This window comes from Methylomonas sp. 11b (genome assembly GCF_000515215.1).
Classification (GTDB): Bacteria; Pseudomonadota; Gammaproteobacteria; order Methylococcales; family Methylomonadaceae; genus Methylomonas.
This window is the reverse complement of sequence record NZ_KI911557.1, coordinates 1,473,999-1,493,704: the sequence shown is the minus strand read 5'-3', so window position 1 is coordinate 1,493,704 and position 19,706 is coordinate 1,473,999. Positions and strand designations below refer to the sequence as shown.

The following is a 19,706-nucleotide window of genomic DNA, read 5'->3' as shown; positions in this document are numbered from 1 at the left end:
CGTTTGGGTAAAGTCAAAAGACAACAGTAGCTGAACACGCAAGAGAACGACAAACTCAATACAGATTTCCATGAAAGCAGGTCAAAGCGAAACGCTTAAAACCTGCGCATGACGGCTGCAACAACAGCCTAACCAGTTTGCTTGGTGAACATAGCAAGCGTGAACCACCCGATCCCATCCCGAACTCGGAAGTGAAACCGCTTAGCGCCGATGATAGTGTGGCAGGTTGCCATGTGAAAGTAGGTCATCGCCAAGCGCCTATCCCAAAAGCCCTGCTAGTAATAGCAGGGCTTTTTTTTGTATTAAAATCCCATTCAGATAATCACGCTTCAAATTTGCAGTAGTGGTTGTTAGAATCCCATCTCATCAATGTCTAGCGAGAAAAATCATGAGTGCAATAGACCGAATCCAAGCTCAATTAGCCAGTCATCCCGTCGTCTTGTACATGAAAGGCACCCCTGATTTCCCCCAATGCGGCTTTTCCAGTCGGGTGGTGCAGGCGTTGGAAGCCTGCAATGCCGATTATGCTCATATCAATATCTTCGAAGACCCTGAAGTCCGTGAGGCCCTGAAAGAATACTCGCACTGGCCTACCTATCCCCAACTCTACATCAACGGCGAATTAGTCGGTGGTTGCGATATCGTCCTCGATCTATTCAATAAAGGCGAATTGAATAATATGCTAACTAACGTGGCCTCTAAACTTTAATCGAGCAGGAAATCTTGGGATAAAGCCAAGTGGGGCGATAAACGAAATTTCGGTTAGACGCTTTTCGCTTGTTCTGTAAACTCGGTTAATGATCCCCTGAATTACAATATCTGAGAGTTGGTTTGGATGCATATGTTCATCGCTCGCCTTATTTAGAAACTAATGTGCTCTAGGTCGCTAATTGAGTAGATTTATGTCGCTTCATACTCGCTTAATTTTTTCCACCGGTTGATAATCAGGCAAAACAACTCGGCAGTTTGTTCGGCGTCGTAAAGCGCTGAATGTGCTTTCTCGTTATCCCAGATAATTCCGGCGGCTTGAGCAATTTTTGCTAAGACTGTTTGGCCGTACATTAGTCCACCTAGTGTGGCTGTGTCGAAGCTACTGAATGGATGAAACGGGCTTCGTTTGTAGTTGGTACGTTCAATCGCGGCGTTCAAAAAATTGATATCGAAAGCCGGGTTGTGACCAACCAAAATGGCCCGCTTGCATTCGTTACGTTTTACAGCGGCTTTGATAGGGGTAAACAGCTTGGTAAGTGCATCCTTCTCTTCTATAGCCATGCGGAAAGGATGATATGGGTCGATGCCGGTAAATTTGAGTGCAGCATCATCCAACTCGGAATTTTTGAAAGGAATAATATTGCAATGATGTTTTTCGGTGATATGTAACCAACCATCGGTGTCTGGTTCGACTATCACGGCGGCGATTTCCAATAGTGGGTTTTTTTTCGAATTAAAGCCAGCGGTCTCTATATCGACAATAACAGGAAGGTAACCTCTGAAACGGTTGCCTAACGGATTTAGGTTTATTTCCATTGAGTTGTGGTTGGCTAGAAAAGTCGGTTGTGCGTTATGTTACGTGAGTTTTGGATAGGTATAAACAATATTCAATTGGAGAGGTGAAGTTATGCTAGACGGGAAAAAAAGTTGGGTTATCTTAGGGTTACTGACTGTATTAAGCGGCTGTGCCACAACCCGCGGTGTTGATCCTAAAGATCCATGGGAGGGCTGGAATAGAGGAGTGCAATCGTTTAATGACGGTGTGGACGATTATGTCATGAAACCGGTTGCGAAAGGCTACGATTGGGTTATGCCTGATTTTGCGGACCAAGCCGTTACTAATTTTTTCAGCAATGTCGATGACATAGGTGTTTGTACCAACGATGTTTTACAGGGAAAACTACTGCAATCGGGTCAGGACGGTGCGCGTTTCTTGGTGAACAGCACAATCGGTGTTGCCGGTCTTATAGATGTTGGGACGATGATCGATTTGCCGAAGCATAATGAAGACTTTGATCAAACCTTAGGCTATTGGGGAATACCTACCGGTCCTTACTTGGTGCTACCGTTTTTCGGACCTAGTTCGCCGCGTGGTGTGTTCGGATTGGTTGGCGATGCCGCGATGAATCCGTTTACTTATGCCGGTATCTATATAAATCCAAATTGGATTGGCGCGGCTGTTTCAATTGGACCTGGCGCATTGAAAGTCATCGATGCACGTTCAGATTTATTGGGCATGGAAAAAGTTGCCACCGAAGCAGCACTGGATCGTTACGAGTTTTTCAAAAACGCCTATCTTTCCAGACGTAATTATCTAATTCATGATGGTAAGGTTCCGGACGAAGATGTCTTGAAATTCGATGAAATGCAGGGCGGCGGGCGAGGGCCGCTTGATCCGAATCCGTATTGATTTAAACTGTCCGCTCTTATGGGAAAAAGCCGCCAAGCAAACAGCTTTGCGGCTTTTTTATGGCGTCAAGTCAAACGTACCAGCACGAAATCCTGTTTAGCTTCGATTAATTCTCCCGCCACCATCCTATTTTCCAGAATGAGGTCAGGCGCCACGTCGCACGCTACCCTTAGATAATTCGGCGTGTAACCGAAATGGCGGATAGTGCCATTACTCTGCGCCTCTTTTTGCCCTTCCCATAAAATATTGGCCTGCTCGCCGAGGTTTTCGGCAATGAACCTGCGCTTCATTGTGGCGGCTAATTCATGCAATTGCTTGCTGCGCTGTTTCTTAGTGTTCTGATCGATTTGATCCGGCAAGCCCGCGGCTTTGGTACCTTCGCGAGGCGAATAGCTAAAAATGTGAATATGACCAAACCCCAGGCTTTTGATGTAATCAAAACTTTCCTGCCATTCCAATTCGGTTTCGCCGGGAAAGCCGACTATGATGTCGGTAGTGATATTGAAATGCGTGATCGTCGCGCGGGCCAGTTTAACGATCTGGCCGAATTCCTCCGTTTTACAGCGTCTGGCCATGCGTCTTAAGACGCTGTCGCTGCCGCTTTGTAATGGCAGATGTAGGTGAGGCATCAGTCTTGGATTTTTGAACAGTTCGAAAAAACCGTTTGGCAGCTCCCAAGGTTCCAAAGAACCCATGCGCAAGCGAGGAATCTCAGTCTTATTTAGAATTTCGGTGATCAATTCGACCAGATTGCTGTTGATGTCACTGCCGTAACCGCCTAAATGCACACCGGTGATGATGATTTCCTGTATACCTTGAGCGTGCAACTCGTTAATCTCGTCAATGACCGCTTGAATGGACCGGCTGCTTTCTTCGCCGCGAGCAACGGTGACGATGCAGAAGGTGCAGCGGTAGCGGCAGCCGTCCTGGACCTTGACGAAGGCGCGCTGACGGCCACGGCTGAACAAAGACACTTCGCCGGGTTCGGTCGACATGGCCGGCATGCTGTCCAGATTCAGCTCGGCCAGGGTTTTTTCCACCAGCTGGTTTTTATCCTGGTTGCCGACGATCAAGTCCACGCCCATTAATTGCGCGGCTTCTGTTTCGTTCAGGGTCGCGTAACAGCCGCTGACCACTAGTTTGGCTTGCGGATTGTCACGGTGGATGCGGCGTATCATTTGCTTGGATTTTTTCACCGCATCTTGCGTGACCGCGCAGGAATTGATAATGACCAATTGTGCGTCATTCAGATTGCGAGTAATACCGTGGCCTTTGGCCTGAAACGCCTGTGCCCAAGTTTCCAATTCAGCTTCATTCAGGCGGCAGCCAAGGGTTTTTAAATGTATTTGCATGTCTGTATCCAAAAAACGTAGGGGCGAATTTACTTGTACCCTTTAGGGTTTTCGCCCTGTCGGCCTTAGCCGAAAAACCAATAAGTCACAAAAATAGCGGTAAGGATGCCGCCGAAGTCGGCAATGATGCCGCAGGCTGCGGCATGACGTATCTGCTTGATGTTCACCGCGCCGAAATACACCGCCAACACATAAAACGTGGTCTCGGTGCTGCCTTGCACCACCGACGCCAGCCGCCCGGCAAATGAATCGGCGCCGTGGGTCTGCATGGTGTCTATCATCATCGCCCGCGCACCGCTGCCGCTGAACGGCTTCATCAGCGCGGTGGGCAGGCCGTCGATGAAGCGGTTGTCGATGCCTGCAACATTGACCATTAGCCTTACGCCATCGGTGATCAATTCCAGCGCGCCGCTGGCCCGAAATACTCCGAAGGCCACCAGCATCGCCACCAGATAGGGAATGATGGTGATGGCGGTCTGAAAACCGTGCTTTGCGCCTTCGACAAACAGTTCGTAGGCGTTCAAGCGTTTGTAAGCGGCGGCAATGATGAATGAAATCACCAAACTGAACAAAATGACATGGCTGACCAGTGCCGATTGCTTCAACATTTCGGCTTGATCCAACCCTGCGAAATAGGCCAAGATGCCGGCGACCAAGGCAGTGATGCCGCCCAGATAGGCTAATACCACCTTGTCCAGCAGATTGATCTTTTGCATGGCGGCGACGGCCAGTAAGCCGGTAAACGTCGACATATAGGTGGCGATCAAAATCGGGATGAACACGTCGGTGGGATTAGCCGCGCCGAGTTGGGCTCGATAAGCGAAAATCGTCACCGGGAACAGCGTCACAGAGGCAGTGTTGATTACCAGAAACAGAATCTGCGCATCGGTGGCTCGTTCGGGATGCGGATTCAGAGTTTGCATTTCCTGCATAGCTTTGATGCCCATCGGCGTCGCCGCGTTATCCAGACCCAGCATGTTGGCGGCAATGTTCATCACCATCGCGCCCAACGCCGGATGATCCTTCGGGATTTCAGGCATCAAGCGGCTGAATAATGGATTGAGCGCCTTGGTCAACAAATCGATGAAGCCGCTATGCTCGCCGATTTTCATGATGCCCAGCCACAAGGCCAGCACGCCGCTCAGTCCCAGCGAAATCTCGAACGCGGTCTTAGCCAGGCTGAACATCGCATTCATCAAGTCGGAAAACACCTTGGTGTCGCCCAGCACCAGCAGCTTGAAGGCGGCGGTGGCGAATGCGCTCAGGAAGAAGAATATCCAGATGAAGTTCAGCAACTACCTGTCCTGAGGGTTAGCCGATTTTCTTGGCTAAATCTGCCGCGTAACCGGTGTAGCTGTGCGGTGTGAGTGCAAGCAGTTCGGCTTTGGCTTGGGTTGGAATCTCCAGTTTCTCGACGAAAGCGCGCATGCCCTCGCCGGTGACACGATTGCCGCGGGTCAATTCTTTTAATTTTTCGTAAGGCTTTTCGATCCCGTAACGGCGCATTACGGTCTGGATTGGTTCCGCCAGTACTTCCCAGTTCTGATCCAGATCCTGGTCGATCAAAGCAGGGTTGATTTCCAGTTTGGAAATGCCTTTCAAGGTCGACTGGATGGCGATGCTGGTGTGGGCGATGCCGACGCCGATGTTGCGCAACACGGTGGAATCGGTCAAATCCCGCTGCCAGCGCGATACCGGCAGTTTGTCGGCCAGGAAGCCGAAAATCGCATTGGCTAATCCCAGATTGCCTTCGGAATTTTCGAAGTCGATCGGGTTGACCTTGTGTGGCATCGTCGAGGAACCTACTTCGCCGGCCACGGTTTTTTGTTTGAAATAACCCAGCGAGATATAGCCCCAGACGTCGCGGTCGAAATCCAACAGGATAGTGTTGAAGCGCGACAGGGCGTGGAAAAACTCGGCCATGTAATCATGAGGTTCAATCTGTATCGTGTAAGGGTTGAAGGCCAAACCTAGCGACTCAACGAAGTTTTGCGAGAATTGCGCCCAATCAACATCCGGATAGGCGACGCTGTGCGCATTGTAATTGCCGACCGCACCGTTGATCTTGCCCAGTAGCTCTACCTTGGCCAATTGCTCGCGCTGGCGTTGTATGCGGGCGACGACGTTAGCGAATTCCTTGCCGACCGTGGTCGGTGTTGCCGATTGGCCGTGAGTGCGAGACAGCATAGGCTGATCGGCGCTAGCCAAAGCCAGTTTTTTGATGGCGTCTATGGTGGCGTCTATTTCGGCCAGAATCAGGCTGCGGCCTTCCTTCAACATTAAGGCGTAAGACAGATTGTTAATGTCTTCCGAGGTGCAGGCGAAGTGGATGAACTCGTTGACGGCATGCAGTTCGGCGTTACCTTTGATCTTTTCTTTCAGAAAATACTCGACCGCCTTGACGTCATGGTTGGTGGTCTTCTCGATGTCTTTTACGGCTTGGGCGTCGGCTTCGGAGAAATTGCTGACGATGCCGTTCAATACCGCAATTGCATCGGCCGACAAAGCCGGTACTTCGACGATCTTGGCTTCCGCGGCCAACGCTTGCAGCCAGCGTACTTCTACTTTTACGCGATAGCGGATCAAACCGTATTCGCTGAAAATGGGGCGCAAAGCGTCAACTTTGCCGGCATAGCGGCCGTCGATGGGGGAGATGGCAGTGAGTGTCATGATGGTTTCCTGTCTTAAGTATGGGATGGACTTAATTTTATTCAGCCCATCCGGCATGGAGTTATCGGTTGTATTTGGATTCGATGATGCCACCACCCAAGCAAATTTCGCCGGCATAAAATACGACGGACTGGCCTGGCGTTATTGCACGTTGCGGTTCGTCGAAGCGGACTTTGACGCGGATGCCGCCGGTTATGGGTTCGACGACGCAATCCTGATCGGGCTGGCGGTAACGTGTCTTGGCAGCGCAACGTAGCGGTTCGGTCAAGGGTTGGTTGCTACACCAGTCCAATTGTCCGGCTTCCAGCATGTTGTGCAGCATCAAGGGATGGTCGTGGCCTTGGCCGACGATCAGCACGTTGTTGTCCAGGTCTTTTTCCAGCACGAACCAGGGTTCGTCCGGGGCATCTTTGACGCCGCCTATACCCAAGCCTTGGCGTTGGCCGAGGGTGTAGTACATCAGACCGTGGTGTTTGCCGATATATTGGCCTTCGGGGGTGCGCATTTCGCCGGGTTGGTGGGGCAGGTAGCGTTGCAGAAATTCCTTGAACTTGCGTTCGCCTATAAAGCAGATGCCAGTGCTGTCTTTCTTGCGACTGTTGGCAAAACCGGCCTTATCGGCCAGCGCGCGAATTTCCGGTTTGTGCAGGTGGCCGATCGGGAACAGGGTTCGAGATAAAGCTTTCTGGCCCATCGCATATAAAAAATAGCTTTGCTCCTTGTTGGGGTCTAAGCCTTTTAATAATCTAAATTCGCCGTTGTGCTGATCGACGCGGGCATAGTGGCCGGTGGCGATGTATTCGGCGCCCAGATCTTCGGTGGCATAGTCCAAAAAGGCTTTAAATTTGACGTGTTTGTTACAAAGGATGTCGGGATTGGGGGTCCGACCGGCTTTAAACTCCGACAAGAATACTTCGAACACGTCGTCCCAGTATTCGGCGGCAAAGTTGACAGTCTTCAGCTCTATGCCCAGTTTGTCGCAAACCTGCTGTGCGTCGGCCAGGTCTTCCATTGCCGTGCAATATTCGGTGCCGTCGTCTTCTTCCCAATTTTTCATGAACAAACCGGTGACCTTATGGCCTTGTTCTTGCAGGATTAATGCAGTGACGGACGAGTCGACGCCGCCGGACATGCCGACGATGATGTGTTTACTCATTCTAAATCGATAAAAGACTGTAAGATGGTAAGCGGGTAACGGTGACCTTTCAGGTATTCGTCCACAGTGGTTAAAACCAAAGGGCTGCGCAATTGTTGGCGTTTTGCGTAAATTTCATTGCGGCTTAACCAGTGAGTGTCGATAATGCCGTCATCGAGAGGTTGTTCTGTGTTGTGGTTGTTGACCGTGCCGGAAAAACAGAAGCGAACAAAACTGGGCATATGTGGATTTCTGCGCCATAGTTGTGTGGCGATTAATGCCTCCGGTTCAAATTGCCAAGCTGTTTCCTCGCAAACTTCGCGTTTGACGGCACTGATTAAATCTTCACCTTCTTCCAAATGACCTGCGGGTTGATTGAACGCAAGGCCTCGTGCCGTTGTCTCTTCAACCAGCAGAAAGCGACCGTCTTTTTCAATCACGGCGGCGACGGTGACGTGAGGTTTCCAAACCATGATGTAGATAGAAAACGGTAAAAGGCGCGCATTTTACTCGAAATGTTTTTTATATGCCCAAAGATTGAAATTTAATGTTGAAGACGCTATTTTTAAGACCACAATGATTCACAGCACCAAAGCTTATGTCAGATTTTGAACCCTTGAAAGATGGCGACGGTAACACCGCGCTGCAAGAAGCCAAGCCGCAGCTGAAAAGACCGCCACTGTATAAGGTTATGTTGCTTAACGACGACTTTACGCCGATGGATTTTGTCGTCGAAATATTGACTGATTTTTTTAACATGAGCCAAGAGAAAGCCACTCAGGTGATGTTACAAGTGCATACACAGGGCGTCGGTGTTTGCGGTACCTATACTAAAGACGTTGCTGAAACGAAAGTACATATTGTTAATGAATATTCCCGCGAGCATCATCACCCGCTGATGTGCACGATGGAAGAGGCGTGAGGGGTAACCATGCTAAGTAAAGAACTTGAAGTGACATTGAACGCTGCTTTTACTGGAGCTCATGCCAAAAGACACGAATTCATCACGGTCGAGCATTTGTTGCTGGCCTTGCTGGATAACGTCACGACGATACCGATTTTGATTGCTTGCGGCTGCAATGTTAATGCGTTGCGGGCCGAATTAACCCGGTTTATAGACGAAACCATTTCCCTGATTCCAGAAGGCATACAGCGAGAAACCCAGCCCACTTTAGGTTTTCAGCGCGTTTTACAGCGTGCGGTGTTTCATGTACAGGCTTCCGACAAAAAAGAAGTGACCGGCGCCAATCTGTTTGTGGCCTTGTTTAGTGAACAGGATTCACACGCGGTTTATCTGTTGAACAAACAAGACATCACCCGCTTGGACGTGGTCAATTACCTGGCGCATGGGGTTTCCAAAATCGAGCAGTTCAGAAAAGAGAGTAGTGAAGAGCCGGAAGCCGACCGTGGCAGCAATGAAGCTTTGTCCAGCCCATTGGAAAAATACGCAACCAACTTGAACGAAGAAGCCCTGAAAGGCAACATCGATCCTTTAATTGGCCGCGAGCTGGAAGTGGAAAGAACGATTCAGGTGCTTTGCCGCCGCCGCAAAAATAATCCTTTATTGGTAGGGGAAGCGGGGGTTGGTAAAACCGCTATTGCCGAAGGTTTGGCGAAACGAATTGTCGAAGAACAAGTGCCGGATATATTGTTGAATAGTGTCATTTATTCCTTGGACATGGGCGCACTGGTTGCCGGTACCAAATATCGCGGCGATTTTGAAAAACGACTAAAGGCTTTAATTAGCCAGCTTAAAAAAGAACCCGACTCAATTTTATTTATCGACGAAATTCATACCATTATTGGCGCGGGTTCCGCTTCCGGTGGGGTGATGGATGCGTCCAACTTGATCAAACCGGTGTTGGCATCCGGACAATTGCGTTGCATTGGGTCCACTACTTATCAAGAATATCGTGGTATTTTCGAAAAAGACCATGCTCTAGCGCGGCGCTTCCAGAAAATCGATGTGATAGAGCCATCGATAGAAGATACCGTATTAATCTTGAAGGGCTTGAAGTCACGCTTTGAAGAGCATCATGGCCTGAAATATACCCAAGAAGCGTTGCGACTGGCGGTGGAATTATCAGCACGCTATATCACCGACAGACATTTGCCGGACAAGGCCATTGATGTAATCGACGAGGCTGGGGCCAGGCAGCGTTTGTTTGCCGGTATTGACCGCAAAGATCTAATTGATACCGCAGAGATTGAAGAAATCGTCGCCAAAATTGCCAGAGTGCCGGCCCAATCGGTATCGTCCAACGATATTGATAAACTATCCAACTTGGAAAAAAATCTGAAAATGCTGGTTTTCGGTCAAGACGAGGCTATTTCAGAGTTAGCGTCAGCGATCAAATTATCACGGGCGGGTTTACGCGATACCACTAAGACCATCGGTTCATTCCTGTTTGCCGGCCCTACCGGTGTCGGTAAAACCGAAGTGACCCGTCAGCTGGCTAAAGTACTAGGCATAGAATTGATTCGTTTCGATATGTCCGAATACATGGAGCGGCATACCGTATCGCGTTTAATCGGTGCGCCTCCGGGTTATGTTGGGTTCGATCAGGGCGGATTACTGACCGAAGCGGTGACCAAGCATCCCCATGCAGTATTGTTGTTGGATGAATTGGAAAAAGCCCATCCGGATGTGTTCAATCTATTGCTACAGGTGATGGATCACGGCACCTTGACCGACAATAACGGTCGTAAAGCCGATTTCAGAAACATCATTCTAATTATGACTACCAACGCCGGCGCGGAGGAAAGCAGCCGGGCCTCTATTGGCTTCACTCAGCAAAATCATGCTTCCGATAGTATGAAAGTGATCGAGCGCGGTTTTTCGCCGGAATTTAGAAATCGTCTGGATGCCATCGTGCAATTCAAACCGCTGGATATGGCGGTGGTCGGTAGTGTGGTCGATAAGTTTATTTTCGAGCTGGAAGCCATATTGGCCGATAAGAACGTTACATTGACTTTGGAACCTGCCGCGCGGTCTTGGCTGGCCGAGCACGGTTGCGATCCGAAAATGGGCGCAAGGCCAATGGCGCGTTTGATTCAGGAAAAGATCAAAAAACCGTTGGCGGAAGATTTGTTGTTTGGTCGTTTAGCGAATGGCGGTCACGTACGAGTACATGTCGAGAACGATGCGTTGGCTTTTGCCATCGAGAGCAAACAACTTATCGTTTCGGAATTAAATCAAGTCGTGTAGAACGAGGGAAGCAATCGCTTTCCCGGAGACGGGTTAGCGATTGCGGAAAGTGATACGGCCTTTAGTTAGGTCGTAGGGAGTCATTTCTACGCGGACTTTATCGCCAGTTAGGATGCGGATATAGTGCTTGCGCATTTTGCCGGAGATATGGGCGGTAACGATGTGACCGTTTTCTAGCTCGACGCGAAACATAGTATTGGGCAGGGTGTCGATGACCTTGCCATCCATTTCAATCTGATCTTCTTTTGCCATAGTTAAAGCTCTAAATTTAAAACGGCTATGTTAGCATGAATCGTCTGCCGAGCCGCTAAAAAAGTCTTCCGGATAGTCGAAGTTACGATGATTCAGACTTTCCTCCTCACTTCAATAATATTCGGCAAATGACTGATACGTGTCAGCACCAAACTGAGCTGCTCGGTATTTTCAATTTGAATGGTCATAGTCAGAATGGCGGACAAGTCGTCGTGGGTCTTCAATGACGCATTGCTGATATGTACTTTCCCGGCGGCTAGTACCTGAGAAACGTCGTTCAGCAAATTTTGCGCATTAAAGGCGTGAATCAAAATCGGCACGCTGTGATGTACGGTTTGTTGACCACTCCAATCGGCTTTCAACAATTGCAGTTGCTGTTCTGGTGATAAATGCCGGATATTCTCGCAATCGCGGCGATGAATAGTGATGCCGCGCTTATGCGAGATAAAACCGATTATCTCGTCGCCTTTTACCGGCGAGCAACAATGCGCCAGCGTGGTGACCACGTTATCGATATCGTCGATAGTGATCGCCGATTGGGTCGGGGATTTGCTTGGCACCAACTTAATCGGCGTAGGTTCCAATTCCGGAATTTTCAGCGCGCCGGCCAATTGCCTGTTGTTGATGTCGCCGTGTCCTAGCGCTTCGTAAAAATGTTCTATGTCCGAGAATTTAAAATGCCTTAAAAGCTCGTTGATATCGACGGTTTTTAATCCCAGCCGCTTACTCTCCTTATCCAGCAGCAATTTGCCGGCGGCGACATTTTCGGCCTGCTGTTGTTGCTTGAACCAGCTTTTTACCTTACTGATCGCGCGGGGGGTCTTTAAGTAACCGAGGTTGGGATTCAGCCAGTTGTGATTGGGCTGGCCGTTTTTGACAGTGATAATTTCCACCTGCTCCCCGGAACAAAGCTTGTAGGTCAGTGGCTTGATCTGACCGTTAACCTTGGCACCGCGGCAGCTATGGCCGACTTCGGTATGAATTGCATAGGCAAAATCCAGTGGAGTAGCGCCCTTGACCAAGTCGATCAGCTTACCGGCCGGGGTGAGTACGAATACCCGATCAGAAAATAGCTCGGTATGAAAGTTTTCCAGTAAGCTGTCGGCGTTATCCTTGTCTTCCAGCAGTTGTCGGAGCGACGCGATGTTCTTCTCGGTGGCAGCGTTGAACTTGCTGCCTTCCTTATAGCGCCAGTGTGCTGCTACCCCCAATTCGGCGAAGTCGTGCATGGCTTTGGTACGGATTTGAATTTCGATACGGTTGCCGTCTTCATCCAAAACCACGGTATGCAGCGATTGATAACCGTTTTCCTTGGGGTTGGCGATGTAATCGTCGAATTCGCGTGGAATATGTTGCCATTGGCTGTGCGCCAAGCCCAGCACCATGTAGCAGGCAGACAAACTGTCCACCACCACCCGCACTGCCAATAAGTCGTAAAGCTCATTTATCGCCAGCTGCTTGCGGTGCATCTTGTTCCAGATGCTATAGATGTGCTTGGGTCTGCCGTAGACCTTGGCCTGTATGCCTTCCTGTTTTAAACGGTCGTTAAGGGTCGTTACAAAGCGTTCGATAAAGGCTTGGCGTTGTTCGCGATTGACCGCCAATGATTCGGTAACGAAGCGGTAATGCTCCGGATCGGCATAGCGAAACGCTAGATCTTCCAATTCCCATTTAAATTGATTAATGCCCAGGCGATTGGCGAGAGGCGCATAAATATCCAGAGTTTCCCTGGCAATAAAGCGGCGGATATTTTCTTGCTCGTGTTGTAGTCCGCGCAGCCGTTGAATGCGGAAAGCCAATTTAATCAGCACCGCTCGCACGTCGTGGGTCATCGCCAGCAGCATGCGCCGCAAGATCTCGGCTTGATTGGGCTGGTTTGCCATGTCGGTACTGTAAATGCTGACATGATTCAGCCAGCTCACATCCTTAACCAAGTCGGCGACCACCGGCCCGAATTGCTCTCGTATTGCCGAGTCGCTAAGTTTGCCGGCAACGCGTGAATCGCTGAGCAGCGCCGCCAGAATAGTTTCCAGGTCGATATGCACACTCATTAAAATCGCTGCGACATCGACGCCTTTGGGGCGGACGGTGTCGTGGTAGTCCACCGAAAGTTGCTCGACCAGCTTCAGTGCTTGGCCTATCTGTAAGCTATCAGCGTCTGAAAAGCCGGGAAACAGTTTGGCGATGGAAGAATTATTTTGAGTCATACCGATATTGTAAGACCAGCAAGGTGGGGCGGAAAATAGCGGATTTGCTGTGAATTGGATTTTGAATCCAGGAATCAGAGTAAACGGCTAGCGATGTGCTTTACTCTGTCCGCTTCCTCCGCGTGTCGATGGTGCTGCCGTTAGTAGTACCGGGCGTCGGCAAAGGCAGTCGGCTTAGAGATAAGAAAAACACTGATGAGAATGGCCGGAATTTACTAACCCGGCCCTCAATATCGTCGCTCCCGCGTAGCGCGTAGGCGGGAGACCATTTTTCACGCTGGATTCCCGCTTACGCGGGAATGACGGAACCAGGGAATTTAAGAGCCCGGTTAATGGGTCGGAAGTCCTAGGATTCCGGAATAACATGCGTGGAGAGTGAGTGTTTAGTAGGCATCTTTGTCCGTGATTTTGCCTTTGTCGTTGACCGCAACTTTCCATTTGCTGCCGCCCACTTCGATAAACAATTCGTATTCTTCGCCCACGCCGTTCGGGTTAATCACCAATTCCGCCTTATGCAGCTTATAGCCGGGGAAGTTATCGGCCAGCACTTTGGTCACATCAGGCGATATTTCCAGGCCGTTTGCCAACAGGATTTCGTTCGCAAACAACGCGCCGTCCGCTCTAAATAACTCATGCTTCAGTTCGTCTTCAGTATCTTTAAAGCTGACTTCCAGCAGCTGTTGACCAAAGTGGGTTTCCTGAGTCGCTTTCAGGTCCTGTGCTTGCGGGTGTCGTTTCAAAATATTGGCCCTGACTTTATCCGGGACTGCCACGCTAGCGGAATCTTGGGCTTGAGCTGTTGATAAGCTGCTGTAAAAGGCGGTAGCGGCAAGTAAGGAAAGTAATAATGTGCGCATGTGTGCTCCTGCTGTGTTGGATTTCCCAATGACTTAAATCGCTGGGGATAGTTTCATCGTTATTTTTGCGGTGTTAGCAAAGGGTGGACGTTGGAAAATTCATTCAAAACCAGAACGTGCTCCCTGATAGCTTGGAGCATTCTTGGCGCTTAACCGTGGTCGATTATGCGATAAAAATAAAAATCGCCGGTAGGATTTTTCCGCGAACTTGGCATAGATCAATATTTGCATATCGATTATTCTAAAAGCCATTTGATGCCATTGAGTAGCTGGGGAGCCGCTCTGGCTTGTTAGAGGCTTCCTCAGCGCCAGTCTAGCACCATGGATCGTGCCCACTTTGTCTTTTTCTTAGTCGCCTATGCCCAAACAATATCGCCGTTTTCGAGATATTTCCACCAGTGAGAAAATATTAAACACCGTATTCCTGTTGACCATCGGCTTAGGCTATCTGATGGCTTTGGTGAATTTGTATTACACCCATCAAGGCCGCGACGGCAAGCGCGGGTTGTCAATCGACGATATCGTCATTATGTACCACGGTTCCACCACTCAATCGCGACTGGGCGCGGCGATCAACGGCATCATGGAGCCCAATCTGAAATACAAAAGCGATAAAGAAGTTATTTTGAAATGGATTCAGGATGGCGCTGAGCAACAGCCTTACGAGCAACAGATTGCGCCGATTTTGAGCCGTGATTGTATTCATTGTCACAATCCGGCGGCCAACCCGAGTCTGCCTAATCTGACCCATTATGAAGGTGTTGCCGAAGTCGCGCATAAGGGCGGGGCGTCGACGCCGGCGCTGGTAAGGGTGTCGCACATTCATTTGTTCGGCATTGCTTTCATCCTGTTTTTTATAGGCAAAATTTTTCTGCTCTGCGACATGAATATTTACGTCAAACGGGTGGCGCTGGTGATTCCGTTTTTTGCGATGCTATTGGACGTGGTGTCCTGGTTTGTGACCAAGCATATTTCTGAATTTGCCTATGTGGTAGTCCTCAGTGGTGCGTTGATGGGCTTATCGATGGGCGTGCAAATATTAATGAGTGTTTATCAAATGTGGTTTTACCAAAAGGACTGATATTTTGACTGTTTCTCCCGTTTTATCCACGACTACCGACCCGTGTAATTGTCCGGCTATGTTGATCAGCGCTCCGGCTTCCGGGCAAGGCAAAACTACCGTCACCGCCGCGCTGGCTTATCACCATAGGCAGCAAGGCCGCCGGGTAAGGGTGTTCAAAACCGGCCCGGATTTCATCGATCCGCAAATTTTGGCTTTCGCTTGCGGACAGCCTGTTTACCAGCTGGATTTATGGATGATGGGCGAGGCGCATTGCCGCGAGTTGTTGTACCGAGCCGCAGGCGAAGCGGATTTGATATTGATCGAAGGGGTGATGGGTTTGTTCGACGGCGATAGCAGTAGCGCCGATCTGGCCCAGGCCTTGGCGATGCCTGTCGCGGCGGTGATCGACGCGCAAGGCATGGCGCAAACCTTTGCTGCCGTGGCTTACGGCTTAGCCAATTACCGGCCTGGTTTGCCGTTTGCCGGCGCGATAGCCAACAAGGTCGGCAGTGCCGGTCATGCCAGGATGCTTCAGGAAGCCTTGCCGGCGGGCATGCCTTTGTTGGCGGCAATCAGTCGAGACGACGCGGTGGGTTTGCCGTCCCGTCATTTGGGTTTGCTGCAAGCCGATGAAATTGGCGATCTGGATGCCCGGCTGGCGCGCGCCGCGGAATTATTAAACAGCTTTACGTCCTGTGTTTTGCCGGCCCCAGTCGCGTTTGCCAACGTTTCCGCCAATCCGCCGCCGCGCTTGCTGGCAGGTAAACGCATCGCGGTGGCGCGCGATGCGGCGTTTTCGTTTATCTACCAAGCCAATCTGGATTGTTTGCGAGCGATGGGTGCCGAGTTGGCATTCTTCTCGCCGCTGGCCGATAGTGTCTTGCCGGCGGTCGATAGCGTTTATTTGCCGGGCGGCTACCCTGAACTGCATCTGCAAGCGTTGGCAGGCAACGTGGCGATGAAGCAGGCTTTAGCTGCGCATCATCGCGCTGGTAAAGCCATCTATGCCGAATGCGGCGGTTTTTTGTATTTGCTGGATAGTCTGGCGGACAAGGAAGGCCAGCGAGCGGCGATGGTAGGTTTGTTATCCGGTAGCGCCGCCATGCAAACTAGGTTAGCCAACCTCGGTATGCATAGTCTGCAATTGGAGCAGGGCGAGATTCGCGGCCACAGCTTTCATTTTTCCAAACTGGAAACCGCTCTGGAACCGTTCGCTACCTCCACCGCGCAACGCAGCTTTGGGCATGGCGAAGGCTTTTTCCGCTGCGGCTCCTTACAAGCCTCATATCTGCACTTGTATTTTCCTTTCAACCCGCAACTCGCTGCCGGCTTTTTCTACGGTTTGTAGAGCGATTAAAACTGTTTCACAGCCAGGGTCTATGGGATAATGCGCGGCTTTCACCGGCCAGACAACAGCAGGTACTAAAATGGACGAAAACAAGAAAAAGGCGCTGGGCGCCGCGTTGATGCAGATCGAAAAGCAATTCGGCAAAGGCTCCGTGATGCGGATGGGCGACGTCGCCGCCAGTCGCGATATCGAAGTGGTGTCCACCGGTTCGCTGTCCTTGGATATTGCCCTGGGTGTCGGTGGTTTACCTCGCGGTCGGGTCATCGAAATTTACGGACCGGAATCGTCCGGTAAAACCACATTAACGCTGCAAACCATCGCGCAAATGCAAAAACTGGGCGGCACGGCGGCGTTTGTCGATGCCGAGCACGCGCTGGACCCGGTTTATGCGCAAAAGATCGGCGTCAATATCGAAGACCTGCTGGTGTCGCAGCCCGATACCGGCGAGCAAGCCCTGGAAATCACCGACATGCTGGTGCGCTCCGGCGCGGTAGACATTGTCGTCATCGACTCGGTGGCAGCCTTAACCCCAAAAGCCGAGATAGAAGGCGACATGGGTGACTCGCATATGGGCTTGCAGGCGCGATTAATGTCGCAAGCCTTGCGTAAACTCACCGCCAACATCAAACGTTCCAATACGCTGGTGATTTTTATCAACCAATTGCGGATGAAAATTGGGGTGATGTTCGGCAACCCGGAAACCACCACCGGCGGCAATGCCTTGAAGTTTTATGCCTCGGTGCGTCTGGATATTCGCCGCATCGGTTCGATCAAGAAAGGCGACGAGGTAATCGGCAACGAAACGCGCGTCAAAGTGGTTAAAAACAAAGTCGCACCGCCGTTTAAACAAGCCGACTTCGAAATTCTGTACGGCGAAGGCGTGTCTTTCTTCGGCGAGTTGGTGGATTTAGGTGTGGAGTTTGGCTTCGTGCAAAAGTCCGGTTCCTGGTATGCCTACAATAACGAGAAAATCGGCCAAGGCAAGGACAATGCCAAGCAGTTCTTACGGGATAATCCGGACAAAGCCGCCGAATTGGAAAAAGCTATCCGCGAAAAAGCCTTTGCCAAGTTAGCGGCCGCACCGGCAGCAGTCAGTGAAGACGACGATGCCGAGTTTGTCGACGGCGATTGAGCGTCGGCAACAAATTGAAGCAGTCTGCCTAAGGTTGTTGTCCCGGCGCGAACATAGCCGCCGGGAATTACTGGACAAATTGGCTTTGCGTGGATTTAACCGCGATGAAGCTGAGCCGGTCATCGATGGGATGGCCGAGCTGAATTGGCAAAACGACGAACGCTACACCGAATGTTATGTTCGGCAGCGTATCCGTAGCGGATACGGGCCAGTGCGAATTCGTTATGAGCTACAACAGCGCGGTATCAACGATGTCGATCTGGATGCGCATGCCGAGGAGCTGGGCGGATGGCAAACCGTGCTGCTGGAGGTGTATTCGCGTAAATACGACGACGAAAAATTGCGGAGCCAAAATGAATGGTTGAAGCGTAGTCGCTTTTTACAGCAACGCGGTTTCAGCGGCGAGATGATTAAACGCTTGTTTGCGGAATTGAAGATTAAGTTGCGTAGGGCTGACGCCAGTTAGGCGAACAGCCGAATGATGAAATATAGTTACCCAATCAATCTGCCGTCATCAATATAAATAAAATGCGCAATTTTTTCTTAGTAACGCTTGCCATTATTTTTTCAGTGAATGCTTGGGGCGATATTAATATTGTTCCGATTGAAACGGTATTTAATGTTAAAAATGCGATTTACGCTGGAAACGACATATTAAAAATTGAAAATACGGAAAAAACATACGTTATAAAAAGTATCAGAGCGGACAGGAAAATTTTGGACGCAAGATTTGTTGTGTTAAGTAGCGTTAATAGCAAAATTGCGTATTTAATGGATGAATCGTATGTGTTTTACGATAAAAATGTTGCCGATCTTGGCGACGGAAGAGTTATTTTAGTGTTGCAATCTGGTGGCAATCACTGCTGTAGCGCTTTTGTGTCTTTAATTAAAAACGAAGTCTCAGGGGAATTAGGCTTAGGTGGTGCCAGAATGGTTGATCAACCTGAAGGAGCTATTCTGAAAGATAATTTACGTTTGGATTCCGAAGGAAATATTTTTATCGCAGTATCCGGATTTACAGATCATGTTGAAGATGACGCCAATGGATTGAGGTATTACCCAAATTTTAGGTACTTTATAAAAACCTCTAAAGATGGTGGCATCGCGGTAGACAGAAATGTCGGTAACTATGAGTCCATTATCAATGGCTTAAAGATTCAGTTGTCTGAGAGATACGATTTTGAAAAATATATAGAACTGATATTCATCAATCGTTTGTTGGCATTAGGTCTTTCGGAAGATTTTTACTTAAGAAACGCTTCTGAAAATGAAGTTAACTTTGCGCAAAAACAAATTAAGTGGTTTTTTGAAGAGCTGAATTTCTTTAAATCAATTGATGATAATGATTTTGTTATAAAAAAATTAACTAACAAATTTGGCATGTAGGTTTAATCACGCTACATTAATTCAGCCACTCTTGCATAATGAATAAAAAACAACCGAAGACTGATGCGTCTCCTTACGCCGGTACATCCTACAAACATTTGTTAAAACAAAAAAATTGAAGCCAGCTCCGAATAGCGAAGCGTATTCGGAGGAAAAAAGTCATCAAATAGGTAGGAGAATAAGTTTATGGAATTATCAATAAGCGACGAAAAAACCAAAGAGTTACTCACCGAGGTGATGATCGACTTACTCAAAACCAAGCGAGATATATTGTACGACGTGGTTTTGGAGGCCTTGGAGGAAGTTGGATTAGCTAATGCTATTGCCGAGGGTAGAAAAGATCAATTTGTATCCGAAGATGAGATTTTTTCTATTCTCGATAATGGCGCAAAATGAAAGTCCGGTTCGAAGCCAAATTTGCTAAAGACTTACGGAATATCAAAGACGATAAATTGCTGGCAAAGGTTAAGGAGCTCATTATTGATTGTCAAAAAGCCGAGTCGTTGGTCGAGCTAAATCATGTCAAAAAACTTCAAGGCTATGAGAGCTTTTATCGGATACGGATTGGCGATTTCAGAATCGGACTGGAGTTTGTGAGCGGCGAGCTAATTTTTACCCGTTGCTTACACAGAAAAGATATTTATAAATACTTTCCATAGGCGCCGACCTTGGAAAGGTAGTGAATTTAAATTGCA

General features: G+C 49.3%; 20 protein-coding genes and 1 rRNA gene. 12 read left to right on the top strand and 9 right to left on the bottom strand.

Annotated elements, in window-relative coordinates; all coding sequences use genetic code 11:
- Positions 1-140 precede the first annotated feature (140 nt).
- Positions 141-256: ribosomal RNA gene (gene rrf / locus METH11B_RS0106915) — 5S ribosomal RNA — on the top strand.
- A 132-nt stretch (positions 257-388) separates the two neighbouring features.
- Positions 389-709 (top strand): Grx4 family monothiol glutaredoxin, encoded by a 321-nt coding sequence (gene grxD, locus METH11B_RS0106910; RefSeq protein ID WP_026601397.1) that lies wholly within the window; start codon positions 389-391, stop codon positions 707-709.
- Positions 710-900: 191 nt separating this feature from the next.
- On the opposite strand, the gene rnt is transcribed toward grxD, so the two are convergent.
- Positions 901-1,527, bottom strand: a complete 627-nt coding sequence (gene rnt, locus METH11B_RS0106905) for a ribonuclease T (protein ID WP_026601396.1) — start codon at positions 1,525-1,527, stop codon at positions 901-903.
- Between the two features lie 91 nt (positions 1,528-1,618).
- On the opposite strand from rnt, the gene METH11B_RS0106900 reads away from it, so the two are divergent.
- Positions 1,619-2,401, top strand: a complete 783-nt coding sequence (locus METH11B_RS0106900; RefSeq protein ID WP_036275677.1) for an MlaA family lipoprotein — start codon at positions 1,619-1,621, stop codon at positions 2,399-2,401.
- A gap of 65 nt (positions 2,402-2,466) precedes the next feature.
- Here the strand turns inward: METH11B_RS0106900 and mtaB are convergent, their stop codons facing one another.
- The 5 genes from mtaB to METH11B_RS0106875 form a co-directional block, all read right to left on the bottom strand.
- On the bottom strand, positions 2,467-3,753 hold the full coding sequence (gene mtaB / locus METH11B_RS0106895) for a tRNA (N(6)-L-threonylcarbamoyladenosine(37)-C(2))-methylthiotransferase MtaB (protein ID WP_026601394.1): 1,287 nt from the start codon (positions 3,751-3,753) through the stop codon (positions 2,467-2,469).
- 65 nt (positions 3,754-3,818) lie between these two features.
- Positions 3,819-5,048: a nucleoside recognition domain-containing protein gene (locus METH11B_RS0106890; RefSeq protein ID WP_026601393.1), complete on the bottom strand. Its 1,230-nt coding sequence runs from the start codon at positions 5,046-5,048 to the stop codon at positions 3,819-3,821.
- A gap of 16 nt (positions 5,049-5,064) precedes the next feature.
- On the bottom strand, positions 5,065-6,423 hold the full coding sequence (gene purB, locus METH11B_RS0106885; protein ID WP_026601392.1) for an adenylosuccinate lyase: 1,359 nt from the start codon (positions 6,421-6,423) through the stop codon (positions 5,065-5,067).
- Between the two features lie 61 nt (positions 6,424-6,484).
- Complete coding sequence (gene mnmA, locus METH11B_RS0106880) at positions 6,485-7,579, bottom strand: tRNA 2-thiouridine(34) synthase MnmA (RefSeq protein WP_026601391.1); 1,095 nt, start codon at positions 7,577-7,579, stop codon at positions 6,485-6,487.
- The gene (locus tag METH11B_RS0106875) at positions 7,576-8,031 is read right to left on the bottom strand and encodes an NUDIX hydrolase (RefSeq protein ID WP_026601390.1); all 456 of its coding nucleotides are present in this window, start codon (positions 8,029-8,031) and stop codon (positions 7,576-7,578) included. Before METH11B_RS0106875 ends, mnmA begins: the two co-directional genes overlap by 4 nt.
- Positions 8,032-8,156: 125 nt before the next feature.
- Between METH11B_RS0106875 and clpS the strand changes: the two genes are divergently transcribed.
- Positions 8,157-8,480, top strand: coding sequence for an ATP-dependent Clp protease adapter ClpS (clpS, locus tag METH11B_RS0106870; protein WP_020482550.1), 324 nt, complete (start codon positions 8,157-8,159; stop codon positions 8,478-8,480).
- A gap of 9 nt (positions 8,481-8,489) precedes the next feature.
- Positions 8,490-10,766 (top strand): ATP-dependent Clp protease ATP-binding subunit ClpA, encoded by a 2,277-nt coding sequence (gene clpA / locus METH11B_RS0106865; RefSeq protein ID WP_026601389.1) that lies wholly within the window; start codon positions 8,490-8,492, stop codon positions 10,764-10,766.
- A gap of 33 nt (positions 10,767-10,799) precedes the next feature.
- Here clpA and infA read toward each other — a convergent pair whose 3' ends face one another.
- The 3 genes from infA to METH11B_RS0106850 all read right to left on the bottom strand — a co-directional run bounded on the left by infA (position 10,800) and on the right by METH11B_RS0106850 (position 14,082).
- Positions 10,800-11,018 (bottom strand): translation initiation factor IF-1, encoded by a 219-nt coding sequence (gene infA / locus METH11B_RS0106860; protein ID WP_013819653.1) that lies wholly within the window; start codon positions 11,016-11,018, stop codon positions 10,800-10,802.
- 92 nt (positions 11,019-11,110) lie between these two features.
- A complete protein-coding gene (locus METH11B_RS0106855; protein ID WP_026601388.1) occupies positions 11,111-13,225 on the bottom strand; it encodes a RelA/SpoT family protein in 2,115 nt (704 codons plus the stop codon).
- Between the two features lie 383 nt (positions 13,226-13,608).
- Positions 13,609-14,082, bottom strand: a complete 474-nt coding sequence (locus tag METH11B_RS0106850) for a hypothetical protein (protein ID WP_020482547.1) — start codon at positions 14,080-14,082, stop codon at positions 13,609-13,611.
- Between the two features lie 358 nt (positions 14,083-14,440).
- Here METH11B_RS0106850 and METH11B_RS0106845 point away from each other — a divergent pair, with 358 nt between their 5' ends.
- From METH11B_RS0106845 to METH11B_RS30135, 7 genes are all read left to right on the top strand, one after another.
- Positions 14,441-15,163, top strand: coding sequence for a hypothetical protein (locus METH11B_RS0106845; protein ID WP_026601387.1), 723 nt, complete (start codon positions 14,441-14,443; stop codon positions 15,161-15,163).
- Between the two features lie 58 nt (positions 15,164-15,221).
- Positions 15,222-16,493: a cobyrinate a,c-diamide synthase gene (locus tag METH11B_RS0106840; protein WP_026601386.1), complete on the top strand. Its 1,272-nt coding sequence runs from the start codon at positions 15,222-15,224 to the stop codon at positions 16,491-16,493.
- A 79-nt stretch (positions 16,494-16,572) separates the two neighbouring features.
- Positions 16,573-17,625, top strand: coding sequence for a recombinase RecA (gene recA, locus METH11B_RS0106835; protein WP_020482544.1), 1,053 nt, complete (start codon positions 16,573-16,575; stop codon positions 17,623-17,625).
- Positions 17,600-18,091, top strand: a complete 492-nt coding sequence (locus METH11B_RS0106830) for a regulatory protein RecX (RefSeq protein WP_026601385.1) — start codon at positions 17,600-17,602, stop codon at positions 18,089-18,091. Before recA ends, METH11B_RS0106830 begins: the two co-directional genes overlap by 26 nt.
- A gap of 62 nt (positions 18,092-18,153) precedes the next feature.
- Positions 18,154-19,011 carry a hypothetical protein gene (locus METH11B_RS0106825; protein WP_026601384.1) on the top strand — a complete coding sequence of 286 codons (858 nt, stop codon included), beginning with the start codon at positions 18,154-18,156 and terminating at the stop codon, positions 19,009-19,011.
- A 186-nt stretch (positions 19,012-19,197) separates the two neighbouring features.
- The gene (locus METH11B_RS0106820; protein WP_026601383.1) at positions 19,198-19,407 is read left to right on the top strand and encodes a hypothetical protein; all 210 of its coding nucleotides are present in this window, start codon (positions 19,198-19,200) and stop codon (positions 19,405-19,407) included.
- A complete protein-coding gene (locus METH11B_RS30135) occupies positions 19,404-19,670 on the top strand; it encodes a type II toxin-antitoxin system RelE family toxin (RefSeq protein ID WP_026601382.1) in 267 nt (88 codons plus the stop codon). Before METH11B_RS0106820 ends, METH11B_RS30135 begins: the two co-directional genes overlap by 4 nt.
- Positions 19,671-19,706: the final 36 nt, after the last annotated feature.